This window comes from Thalassotalea marina (assembly GCF_014656435.1).
GTDB lineage: Bacteria > Pseudomonadota > Gammaproteobacteria > Enterobacterales > Alteromonadaceae > Thalassotalea_C > Thalassotalea_C marina.
Genome location: NZ_BNCK01000013.1, coordinates 34,757 through 46,436 on the forward strand (window position 1 = coordinate 34,757; position 11,680 = coordinate 46,436).

The 11,680-nt window shown below is 39.0% G+C and carries 11 protein-coding genes; 9 read left to right on the top strand and 2 right to left on the bottom strand.

The annotated features are described in order from the left end of the window. The first annotated feature begins 44 nt into the window (after positions 1-44). From IE199_RS20435 to IE199_RS20465, 7 genes are all read left to right on the top strand, one after another. Positions 45-350 carry a YcgL domain-containing protein gene (locus IE199_RS20435; protein WP_189774479.1) on the top strand — a complete coding sequence of 102 codons (306 nt, stop codon included), beginning with the start codon at positions 45-47 and terminating at the stop codon, positions 348-350. Further along, the gene (locus IE199_RS20440) at positions 350-1,378 is read left to right on the top strand and encodes a lytic murein transglycosylase (RefSeq protein ID WP_189774481.1); all 1,029 of its coding nucleotides are present in this window, start codon (positions 350-352) and stop codon (positions 1,376-1,378) included. Before IE199_RS20435 ends, IE199_RS20440 begins: the two co-directional genes overlap by 1 nt. Positions 1,379-1,403: 25 nt before the next feature. After that, on the top strand, positions 1,404-1,907 hold the full coding sequence (locus IE199_RS20445; protein WP_189774483.1) for a YcgN family cysteine cluster protein: 504 nt from the start codon (positions 1,404-1,406) through the stop codon (positions 1,905-1,907). A 9-nt stretch (positions 1,908-1,916) separates the two neighbouring features. Beyond that, entirely contained in the window at positions 1,917-3,383 is a 1,467-nt protein-coding gene (locus IE199_RS20450; RefSeq protein ID WP_189774485.1) for an ABC transporter substrate-binding protein, read from the top strand. 165 nt (positions 3,384-3,548) lie between these two features. Next, a complete protein-coding gene (locus tag IE199_RS20455; protein ID WP_189774487.1) occupies positions 3,549-5,093 on the top strand; it encodes a Re/Si-specific NAD(P)(+) transhydrogenase subunit alpha in 1,545 nt (514 codons plus the stop codon). Between the two features lie 9 nt (positions 5,094-5,102). Continuing rightward, a complete protein-coding gene (gene pntB, locus IE199_RS20460) occupies positions 5,103-6,506 on the top strand; it encodes a Re/Si-specific NAD(P)(+) transhydrogenase subunit beta (protein ID WP_189774495.1) in 1,404 nt (467 codons plus the stop codon). 171 nt (positions 6,507-6,677) lie between these two features. Continuing rightward, positions 6,678-8,078 carry an alanine/glycine:cation symporter family protein gene (locus IE199_RS20465; RefSeq protein WP_229854884.1) on the top strand — a complete coding sequence of 467 codons (1,401 nt, stop codon included), beginning with the start codon at positions 6,678-6,680 and terminating at the stop codon, positions 8,076-8,078. Positions 8,079-8,232: 154 nt separating this feature from the next. Here the strand turns inward: IE199_RS20465 and IE199_RS20470 are convergent, their stop codons facing one another. Next, positions 8,233-8,520 carry an EF-hand domain-containing protein gene (locus IE199_RS20470; protein ID WP_189774497.1) on the bottom strand — a complete coding sequence of 96 codons (288 nt, stop codon included), beginning with the start codon at positions 8,518-8,520 and terminating at the stop codon, positions 8,233-8,235. Positions 8,521-8,661: 141 nt separating this feature from the next. Between IE199_RS20470 and IE199_RS20475 the strand changes: the two genes are divergently transcribed. Both IE199_RS20475 and IE199_RS20480 read left to right on the top strand, forming a co-directional pair. Then, positions 8,662-9,957 carry a DEAD/DEAH box helicase gene (locus tag IE199_RS20475; protein WP_189774502.1) on the top strand — a complete coding sequence of 432 codons (1,296 nt, stop codon included), beginning with the start codon at positions 8,662-8,664 and terminating at the stop codon, positions 9,955-9,957. Next, complete coding sequence (locus IE199_RS20480) at positions 9,957-10,610, top strand: hypothetical protein (RefSeq protein WP_189774505.1); 654 nt, start codon at positions 9,957-9,959, stop codon at positions 10,608-10,610. The genes IE199_RS20475 and IE199_RS20480 overlap by 1 nt, the downstream gene beginning before the upstream one ends. Positions 10,611-10,623: 13 nt before the next feature. On the opposite strand, the gene IE199_RS20485 is transcribed toward IE199_RS20480, so the two are convergent. After that, positions 10,624-11,517 (bottom strand): GGDEF domain-containing protein, encoded by an 894-nt coding sequence (locus IE199_RS20485; protein WP_189774507.1) that lies wholly within the window; start codon positions 11,515-11,517, stop codon positions 10,624-10,626. Between the last annotated feature and the right edge of the window lie 163 nt (positions 11,518-11,680).

Here is an 11,680-nt window from a genome sequence, read left to right on the forward strand (position 1 = left end):
TTACAATTGAATTAACCGTTAATGAAAAGCTAAAGAGATTAACTATGTTATGTGCTGTATATAAGAGTGCCAAAAAAGAGAGCACTTTTCTTTATGTTAAACAACGCGACAACTTTTCTGACGTACCTGAGACATTGATGTCTATGTTTGGTACACCAACCTTAGTTACAGTGATTAATCTTGCTTCGCGTAATAAATTAGCCATCGCCAACATTGATAAAGTTAAACAAGAATTAACTGATAATGGCTTTTATCTGCAACTTCCGCCACCTAAAGAAGATTTACTTGCTGAGCACAAAGCAGCGATGAAGCAGGAAGGAAAACAAGATAAAGGAGATGACTCAGTTTAATGAAAAAGATACTACTGTCGTTGGGCTTTATTGCTTTTACTAGCCCACTATTTTCTATTGAAGCCAAAGAGCTCACAGACGAAGGCTTTAAGAACTATGTTCAAGCGTTAAAAAAAGAAGCGCTGGCAAAAGGTTTTTCACAAGCAACTGTAAACCAAGCATTTAGCCAACCAAAGTTATATAGACGTGCGGTAAAAGCAGATCGAAACCAACCCGAACGTGTAGAAACACTTGATACCTATTTACCAAAACGTTTGCCGCAATGGAAAGTTGATAGGGCACGTGCTCGCTATAAAGAACATGAAGCTTTGTTAAAACAAATAGAAGCTAAATATGGAGTTCAACCAAGATTTATTATTGCGCTTTGGGGCGTAGAAACTAATTTTGGCAAGATAACTGGCAATTTTAATGTTGTATCAGCTTTGAGCACATTAGCCTACGAAGGGCGTCGCGAAGCATTTTTCAAGAAAGAACTGTGGGCTGCATTGCAAATTCTAGAAGAAGGACATATTGACGCAGACAATATGAAAGGTTCATGGGCAGGTGCAATGGGACAAAACCAATTTATGCCAACCTCTTTTTTAACCTTTGCCGTTGATGGTGACGGTGATGGCAAAAAAGACATTTGGACAAATACGGCTGACGTGTTTGCTTCTATTGCCAATTATCTATCTAAAGAGGGATGGAATGGCGGCTTCACATGGGGTCGGCAAGTAAAGCTACCTGAAAACTTTGATCACCAACTCGCGATGAATTTATCGGGTGGAAAGCGCAAGTGGCAAGCAGACTGGAAAACGAAGCGTAAAACTTTGGCTCAGTGGCAAGCTTTGGGTATTCGACGAGCTGATGGCACAGATTTACCTGCTGTTGATATTAAAGCTGCGCTAGTTTACCCTGATGATGAAAATGGTCGTGTATATTTGGCCTACAATAACTATAAAAGTTTGATGCACTGGAATTGGTCTCTGTATTTTGTAAGTTCAGTAGGACACTTGTCGGATCGCATTAAGTTTCCTCCTATTAAATAGACAAGGTAAATGGTAGGGAGAAATTATGACTGATCCATTTTGGCAAACTAAATCGCTCGCAGAAATGACTCGACAAGAATGGGAGTCTTTATGTGATGGTTGCGCTAAATGTTGTTTACATAAATTTATCGATGATGAAGATATCGATGAAGGCAATGATTTGCAACCGACCGATTTTATGGCTGATAACGAACAAATGGTATATTCGAATATTGTTTGTCATTTACTAAATGATAAAACATGTCAGTGTACTAAATATAATCAACGCACTAAATTGGTTCCAGACTGTGTTCAATTAACACAGGAAAATCTGGATGATGTTTTTTTTATGCCGCCAAGTTGCACGTATAGACGGCTTAAAGAAGGAAAGGGTTTACCCTCGTGGCATCCTTTATTACATAAAGGGAAAAAATCAGCCATGCATAAGGCTGGTATGTCGGTAAGAGGGAAGGTGATTTCAGATGCTGAAGTTGACCTCGATTTCTTTGAAGACTATATTGTTCGTTGGCCACTGAACAGTGTTGATTAAGGATTAACTATGACATGCAAAAGCAAAGTTTATAGAGGTTATTCTAGGTTTGCTTTTGTATGTACTAGCTTACGTGTAGTATCTTCAAGTCTTTTAGCAAGTTTTTGCTGTTTTAAATCTTTATCTTTTATCTATCTGTTCTGCTTTAATTCACGTTCTCAAAACAAGAGTATAATACTCGCTCAATTTGCTAAAAACAAAAATAGCTACTCTAAAAAACACTTCTTATTTCAAGTATGTTTGTCGGTTGCACTGATTGTTAATGTCAACATTTCAAAGGCACATGCTGAAGAGGAGGTGATCAATTTTGCCATGTTGGCCCACTCAGATGAGCAAGAGTTGGCGATACGTAATTTACTGAATAAATTTGAAGCAAAAAACAAACAGATTAAAGTGCGTTTGCGTATTCTAAATGCTAGAAATTACCCTGAGCTGTACCAAAAGTTCTTAAAAATAGCGCCAAATGTTGATGTGTTAAATTGGTATGCTGGCAAACGTTTGTTTATGTTAGCTAAGGAAGGCGAATTATCGCCAATTTCAACGTTGTGGACCACACAAAATCTTGATGTGCTTTTACCAGAATCAACTAAGCAGCAAGTATTGTTTGATCGTGAAATTTATGGTTTACCTATAAGTTTGTACACTTGGAAGATATTCTATAAAAAAACACTATTTGAAAAATTGGATATCGATGTCCCAGAAAACTGGCAACAGTTTAACTTGGTGTTAGAAACCTTACAGAAAAATGGCATTGTACCAATAGGCTTGGGCAGTAATCCTCCATGGCAAGTGGCGGGTTGGTTTGATTATTTAATGCTACGCATTAATGGGCCCGATGCCTATGAGCTGCTTGTAAAGGAAAATCTTCCTTTTACTTCACCACAAGTAAAAAGTGTTTTTGAACACTGGAAAAATATGCTTAATAAAGGCTATTTTTACCAAGAACACGCTAAGTATGCTGGTGATAATTTGATGCCATTACTATATAGGGATGTTATTGGCATGAATTTAATAGGAACCATCTCTTTAAGTGATTTAAAAGCATTCCAAGAAGACAAAATAGGCTTTTTTACTTTTCCCGAAATGAATATCACCGGTGAGAATAGTATTCTGGCGCCCATGTCTGTACTCGCTTTAACCAAAGCTGGAAAGCAAAAGAAATACTGCGCTAAATTAATTGAATTTTTTGCTGAACCAGCACATCAAAAAGTTCTTAATCAAGCGATGTCTACTATCTCTCCTTTGTCTTATTTTGAACAAACGACAAGTGTTCATGTAAAAAAATCTGCCCAATCCCTATCTCAAGCAACTCATGTTTTTCAATTCTTAGACAGGGAGTTAAGTTATGAAATGGCGGAGTTTACTAAAGCTGCGCTCGCTCGATTTTTAGAGCATCGCGATGTAGATAAAGTGACCAAAGAGTTGGAACTAAAAAGACTGGAAAGAATGCAAGGTAAAATTAGTAAGAAAGAATAAAAAATGAACAAAGTGCTTGATATATATCCAGAGTTTGGTTAACTGTTAGGAGGGTGTATATCTTTGTTATTGTCTTTAAATAGTCATAACATGCTATCTTGGCTGTGATGAAGACATAAAGATCATTTCCCTTATTCAATAACAAGAAAAACAGGGTGGTGTAAGATGATCATTGGTGTTCCGAAAGAATCAACTCGTGGTGAAAATAGAGTAGCCGCATCTCCTACAAGTGTTAAGGCTTTAATTAAACAAGGCTTTACGGTATGTATTCAAAAAACAGCAGGACAAAAGGCTGACTTTTCTGACGATGACTTTAAAGAAGCTGGTGCGACAATTGTAACTAAGGGCAAATGTTGGCAATCAGATATAATTTTTAAGGTCAATGCACCAACACTCGAAGAAGTCGATTTAATGAATGAAGGAGCGACACTTGTTAGCTTTATTGCACCAGCGCAGTCACCACAGTTAATCGAGGCACTAAAAGCTAAATCTATCGATACATTGGCGATGGATATGGTGCCTAGAATGACGCGTTCACAATCACTGGATGCGCTTAGTTCCATGGCTAATATTGCTGGCTATCGAGCGGTTATTGAAGCTACTCATCATTTTGGACGTTTTTTAACTGGCCAGATCACCGCTGCTGGAAATTTACCACCAGCAAAAGTTATGGTAATCGGTGCAGGGGTCGCAGGTTTAGCAGCCATTGGTACCGCTGGTAGTTTAGGGGCGGTAGTTCGAGCGTTTGATACTCGGCCAGAGGTGAAAGAACAAATAGAGAGTATGGGGGCGGAGTTTCTTGAGATGGACTATCAAGAGTCAGAGCAAACTGGCTCAGGTGATGGTTATGCAAAAGAAATGAGTAAAGCCTTTATTGACGCCGAAATGGCTTTGTTTGCACAGCAAGCAAAAGAAGTTGATATTATTATCACTACCGCGATGATACCAGGAAAACCAGCGCCTAAGCTTATTACCGAAAAGATGGTTAAAACCATGAAAACTGGCAGCGTCATCATTGATTTGGCTGCTGCAGGAGGTGGTAATTGCGAGCTTACGGTAGCGGGTAAAGTGGTGACAGAAAATGGCGTAAAAATAATCGGTTATACCGATCTAGTTTCAAGATTACCAAATCAGTCTTCCCAGCTTTATGCCAATAACCTCGTTAACTTGATGAAGCTTTTAGTATCAGACCAACCAGGCAATGTTTTGATAGATACTGAAGATGTTGTCATAAGGAACATGGTGGTGGTTAAAGATGGAGAGATAATGTTTCCGCCTCCACCAATTCAAGTCAGTGCTGCGCCAGTTAAAAAAGTTGAACCTGCAAACAATAACACGGCAAACGCAACAGCTGAGGTTGAAACTTCCAATTCAAAGGCAAAACCGATTGCCATGTTAATAGCTGCTTCAGCCTTTGCGTGGATAGCGAGCGTTGCACCTAGTGATTTTCTGTCACACTTTACCGTTTTTGTTTTGTCTTGTGTGATTGGTTATTACGTTGTGTGGAATGTTACTCATGCACTTCACACGCCTTTGATGAGTGTAACTAACGCCATATCAGGGATCATCGTTGTTGGGGCGTTGTTACAGATTGGCTCTGAAAGTCTTCTTGTCCAACTTCTTGCCTTTATCGCGATATTAATTGCGTCAATTAATATTTTTGGTGGCTTTTTAGTGACCAAACGTATGTTAAAAATGTTTAAGAAGTAGGGGCTTGATATGACACTTTCACCAGGTTTAATTACAGCGGCATATATTGTTGCTGCGTTACTTTTTATTTTCAGTCTATCAGGCCTAAGTAAGCAAGAAACGGCTCAATCAGGCAATACCTATGGCATTATTGGCATGACTATCGCCTTGTTGGCCTCTATTGTTGATCCCAATGTTGAAAACACTGGACTAATTATTTTGGCTATTGTCATTGGTGGCGCAATTGGAATGCACTTGGCAAAAAAAGTCGAAATGACTCAAATGCCTGAGCTTGTCGCTATCTTACATAGCTTTGTTGGTTTAGCCGCCGTATTGGTCGGTTTTAACAGCTATTATGAGCATATGGAATCCGTCAGCCAATTGACTGCACATCAAAGCACTAGTGCTGCGATTCACTTAGGGGAAGTATTTATTGGAGTGTTTATCGGGGCAGTTACTTTTACGGGTTCAGTCGTTGCTTTTGGCAAACTTAGAGGGTTGATCAATTCAGCCGCTTTGATGTTACCACACCGCCATAAAGCTAACCTCCTAGCGGGTCTTGTCTGTTTGGCGCTAATGATAGTATTTATAGCGCAGCATGGCTCAGATAGCGCACTGTACCTGATGACAATCATTGCCTTGATATTTGGGTGGCATTTAGTAGCGTCCATTGGCGGAGCTGATATGCCAGTTGTCGTCTCTATGTTAAATTCCTATTCTGGCTGGGCAGCAGCAGCAGCGGGTTTTATGTTAAGCAATGACTTGCTTATTGTAACGGGGGCCTTGGTTGGCTCTTCAGGTGCTATTTTGTCATACATTATGTGCAAGGCTATGAATCGCTCTTTTATTAGTGTCATCGCTGGTGGCTTTGGCACAAATGTTGTGGTTGATGGAGATAAAGATTACGGGAAACATGTAGAAGCACAAGCCGAAGAGGTAGCTAGTATACTTTCGCACGCTAAAACTGTCATTATAACCCCAGGTTATGGTATGGCAGTTGCGCAAGCTCAGTACCCTGTTTATGAGCTTACACAAAAATTAAAAGCTAAAGGCATAGAAGTTAGATTTGGCATTCATCCGGTTGCTGGCCGATTGCCAGGTCATATGAATGTATTGCTGGCAGAAGCGAAAGTGCCTTACGATATTGTTCTTGGTTTAGAAGAGATTAATGAGGACTTTCAAAATACCGACGTTGTACTAGTGATAGGCGCTAATGATACGGTGAACCCTGCAGCTGCGGAAGATCCTGGTAGCCCAATTGCAGGTATGCCAGTATTGGAAGTATGGCATGCTAAAAACGTTGTAGTGTTTAAACGTTCAATGAGCACGGGTTATGCTGGTGTGCAAAATCCTTTATTTTTTAAGCAGAACAGCAAGATGCTTTTTGGTGATGCTAAAGCGTCAGTAGAAAAGATAATACAGTCGCTCGATTAGTGCTCAAAAGCTTTATTGTATAGCAAAATAAGTTAAGTATTTACGCTTAACTTATTTTGTTTGTCGTGTTTGGAAACTGATATAAAGTGAAGTGACCCGATGAGTGCTTTCAATCATGATTGTTAAGTGGAATTTTGTTAAGCTATAACAAACTTATTATAGAGAATAAAAGTGATTTTTGATTTTGTTAGCACCCTTAACGGTTATTTGTGGGGCAGCATTCTTATATATTTATTGACTGGTTGTGGTATTTGGTTCACTTTCCGTTTAAAAGCCATTCAATTTCGTCATTTCTTCCATATGTTTTCTTTGCTTAAATCAAGTCGTCAAAGCAATAACCATGGCATATCATCTTTTCAAGCGTTGTGTACATCATTAGCGGCTCGCATAGGCACGGGTAATCTTATGGGAGTTGCCGTTGCTATTTCACTAGGTGGCGCAGGCGCCGTATTTTGGATGTGGTTAATTGCACTAGTAGGTATGGCAACGGCTTTTTCTGAAAGTTTATTAGGGCAACTTTATAAAGAAAAAGATCGAAATGGTAATTTCAGAGGTGGTCCTGCGTATTACATGAGTAAGGGGCTTGGCAGTAAGCCACTAGCAATCACTTTTTCATTGTGTTTGTTTTTTGGTTACGGCTTTGTTTTTAGTTCAGTGCAAGCAAACTCTATAACTGATGCATTTGCTGGTTCGTTTGGTATCGAACCGTTAGTTACAGGCATTATAATTACCATTGCCACCGCCTGGATAATATTTGGCGGACTTAAAAATATTGCACGTTTTGCTGAATTAGCCGTGCCTTTTATGGGGATCACATACTTTTGCATTTGTCTGATCGTTATTTTTATTAACTACGATAAAGTGCCTGGGATCTTAATCAACATCATAGAATCAGCATTTGGTTTACAAGAAGCTGGAGGTGGTTTAGTTGGTGCAGCGATAGTGCAAGGTGTTAAAAGGGGTCTGTACTCAAACGAAGCTGGTATGGGGAGTTCACCCAATGTAGCAGCGGCAGCAATTCCAAATCCGCCACACCCAGCATCACAGGGTTATGTACAAATGTTGGCGGTATTTTTTGATACCATTGTTATTTGTACTTGTACTGCATTGCTAATTTTATTGTTTGACGATGGTGGACAAGGGTTTGAAGGAATTCAACTTACCCAGCAAGCCTTAGCCGCTCAAGTAGGGGCGTGGGGCAGTGACTTTATTTCTATAGCTATTTTGTTTTTTGGCTTTACCTCAATAGTTGCTAACTTTGCCTATGCCGACAACAACTTGAAGTATTTGAACATGGATAATATGTTGGGGCACTGGTTTTTACGACTAGGTTTTCTAGCTATGCTAGTTTTTGGTTCAGTGGCTAGTTTACCGCAAGTGATAGCATTAGCAGATATGTCGACAGGTCTTATGACGATTGTCAATGTGACTGCACTATTTTTGCTGTCCAAAGTTATCGTCAGTGTTACCAAAGATTATCATCAGCAAATGAAAAACAACACCTTGCCTTTTTATCAGCCAAATAAAGAAGAACACAGTAAGTTGAGATTAACAAAAGGAATTTGGCAGTAATTATTTCAGTTCCTTTTCACTAATTTCGATAATTATTAACTCAACAGGTAAATTAACTATGCCTGTTGAGTTTTTTAAAACCTCATTAAAAACATCATATCGTTTCAAGGTCGAATTACCGTTAACTCGCCAAGCTTTTATTTTCATTTGCGCCCTATAAATAAGGCGTTTTATTGATGACATGGTTGACCTTTTTGCGGTTGCAATTTTCTTCGTTATTGCTATCAAGATGTTGAAAGTGCCGCTCAACACGTTGTTCGTTTAAATGGTGTTTTTTAAATTCGTCTAGTGAAATTTTACTATCATCATTGATATCAATTTGTTTAAACAGCTCAATGGGGTTGGTCGTCAGTAACTTGCCTTCATGCGCTTGAGATGATGCACTGTTTGAAATCAACAATAAGGTCAATAAACTCAGCGGTAAGTAAATTTTCGTTTTCAATCTGGAGTCCAAATGGCGTTTTCTTGGTTTAAAACACAAGATAAGCCGTAAATGTTCAAGAATTTAGGCGTAAATGTGCAAACATTGAGAATAATCTTGCTATAATTCGCGCCAATTTGAATTGAAATAAATGGTGAACGTGTGAGTGTTGATGCAATAGGCTTATCAGCTGATTTATTAGAGGGTGTAAAGGCTTGTGGATATAAAACCTTAACACCAATTCAGCAAAGCGCTATTCCGGTGATTCGCTCTGGAAAAGATGTATTAGCGTGTGCACAAACGGGCACGGGAAAAACGGCAGCATTTACCTTGCCTTTACTAGATATTGTTAATAAATCAGAAAAGGCAGACGGACAGGTTCGTGCATTAATTTTAACGCCAACACGTGAATTAGCGATGCAAGTTGCTGAAAACATAAGTAAGTACGCGCAGTTTATGCCGATTAAAACCGGTGTTATTTATGGTGGCGCTAAAATGGCGACACAAGCGAATATGTTAAAAGATGGTGTTGATATCCTAGTTGCTACCACTGGCAGATTACTAGAACATGTTGCTTTGCGTAATGTACAGCTTGGACAAGTAAAGCATGTTGTATTAGACGAAGCTGACCGTATGCTTGATATGGGTTTTTTAACTGATATAGAGCGTATTTTTCAGCACATTAAGGTTCATCCGCAAACCTTAATGTTTTCGGCCACGTTTTCACATAAAGTCACGTCATTAGCAAAACAAATTCTTCATCATCCCAAAACGATTGAAGTTGCTAAGCAAAATACAACCTCAGGTAAAGTAAAACAGCATGTTTACTGGGTTAGCGAACAAAGAAAGCGAGAGTTACTAAGTGAATTAATAGGTGTTAATAATTGGCGCCAAGTCATGGTGTTTGCTGGGACAAGAGAAAGTGCCAATCAACTGGCAAAAGAATTAAAGCTTGATGGTATTAAAACGGCCTTGTGTCACGGTGAAAAGTCACAGGGTGCAAGAAACAAAGCGCTAGAGCAGTTTACTTCTGGTGAAGTAAGAGTATTGGTTGCAACTGATGTAGCGGCGAGAGGATTAGATATTCCCGATCTGCCATACGTGGTCAATTTTCATTTACCATTTTTAGCCGAAGATTACGTGCATCGTATTGGTCGCACGGGTAGAGCTGGCAAATCAGGTGTCGCTATTTCTTTAGTAAGCCCTAAAGATGAAAAGTTTCTTGGTAATATCGAGTCATTGATCGGCCGCAAGTTTCAGCGAATTATCGTACCTGGTTATGAGTTTGATGCTACTAAAGAAAGTAGACAGCCGTTAAAAGCTAAACCTAATACTGATAAAAATCGCTATCAAAAAACGCGAGATAAAAATATTGCGATAGAAAAAAAGCGCAGTTCAAAAAGCGTTCCGTCGAAGGGAAAAGTAAAATCGCAGGTGAAAAAAACTCGTCGTAAATAATGATGAATGTTTGCCAACCAATTGAAACTCCGTTTGAATATCGGCACGTATGTTGGTTCTGTGGTGAGCCAAGTTGCTGCAATTATTTATTTGCACCGTCAACTCGTTACATCATAGAGCCAGTCCATCCGGCTTTGTCGCTTAACACTTGCAAAGAATGCAAGGTCATCGCTAACCAATCAACGGCTGAAAACATTTGGCATATAAGGTTAGACGTCAAACAGGGGTTGATGAGAAAGTACCACGATCATTTAGCTATAGGCATTAATTGGACTGAACAAGAGTTAGAAGAAGCTGAATTTGAAGGTGGTAATTTCGAAAGTTTTAAGCGCTCCGCATGGATGATGTATGAAATAGCGCGAGAGCGAGTAAATTTTATTGGTTGGCCAATTGAAATCGCTGGGGTCAATATTGATGACCTTCAATATTTAGTACCGGAGCCATTTATCTTTGATGGTGTTGAGTTTCCTTGTCTAGACGATGCGATCAGTCACTATTCTAGAACCTTTGGTCTTCACAAAAAGTATTTAAGCCAGGTGCTGTCGTTTATGGGGAAAGAGCAATTTGCCAAAGCGGTGCGCTTTTGCCGTTTGCAAATTGGAGCGACGCCCAGTGAGCGAAAATTAGCGCTATTAGCCTTAAATCAAAAATAGGGTTGTTACTCATTTATTTGATTTGATAAACCGAATTTCCTTGCGCCATCTTATTAGCATAAAGTTGCTGATCTGCGCGTTCAAAAAATGAATCTTCAGTATCAGATCGAGTCATTAAAGTTGCACCAAGAGAAGTTGACACTTGGTATTGTGCTAACAATGAATCTTGTGCGATGAGTGAATGAACTCTATGTGAAATGATCGACATTGAATTAGTATCTGCATCTTCAATAAGAATAACGAACTCGTCACCACCAAATCTAAACACGCTATCTGAATCACGTACACTTTGACGCAATACGCTAGCAAAACGTTTTAAAATATTGTCTCCAATATGGTGACCATGTGTATCATTGATTTGTTTAAATTTATTTAGATCGCCAATCATTAATGCCACTTTTGAACCTTGGCGATTTGCATGATGCATGGCACGTTTTAACTGCTCGTCAAAGTATCGGCGATTTCCCAATGACGTCAGCGCATCTTGCATGGACATTTTAAGCGCCTGTTGATATTTCACTGCATTGTTTATCGGATGGATCAATAATTGATGCAGCTCGGTTAAAATGTCGAAGTTTGTTAGGCTAATAGGGCTATTCAGGGCATAAGTTAATGTGCCAATGTAATCATTGTTTAGGCGTAACTCAAATCTACGCTCATTTTTACCTAAATGACTACCACGGGCTTCGGCACTAAGTTCATCATTTTTAAAATATAACCCTGAAAAATCTGCATACTTAGCTACTTCCATTGAAAAAATATTGAGTAATCCATTTAATTCTAAGCTCGTTTGCAATTGCTCTGCTAAAGCAAGCTTGCGTGCCGTCGCAACTTTGTCTTGCTCTGTAAAAATTTTAAATGCATTAAAATCAATATTGCTGTTTTCAACTAGATTAAGCGTTTGCATTTGAATACCTCAAAAAAACCATCGATTTTTTAATGCAAAAATTAAGCCTAATTTTAAATAACTAAAATTAACAAAGAATTAGGTTTTATGAATACATGACATTTACATTTTTAAAGGGCTGCAAGAGGAAAAAGGCAAATTTTTGGCGGTTAATATTTGCCGC